We start from the raw sequence: 245 nt of genomic DNA on the forward strand, positions 1-245 counted from the left end.
CTGCATTGCAAAGTGCACTATCATTTGTGGGAGCAGATAAATACAAATGGCAAAATAAAGAAGAAGAAGATTTTATTAAAAAAGAATCTGGTGATGATAAGGCAAGTTTTGCTCCTAAAGCTGAAATTGTATATTATTCAGAGCCTACAGATGAAAGCTTAAAAGAGCTTAAACTAGCCTATAAGTTTGATATTTATGCAGAACAACCATTAAGCAGACAATATGTTTTTGTAGATGCCAAGAAT

Annotated in this window: 1 protein-coding gene; it reads left to right on the forward strand. The window is 32.2% G+C overall.

Annotated features, from left to right (window positions below):
* Window positions 1–245: hypothetical protein (locus tag SB689_RS23900; protein ID WP_410694516.1), on the forward strand; the 245-nt coding region annotated here is incomplete at both ends.

Source organism: Chryseobacterium sp. SIMBA_038, assembly GCF_046535115.1.
GTDB lineage: Bacteria > Bacteroidota > Bacteroidia > Flavobacteriales > Weeksellaceae > Chryseobacterium.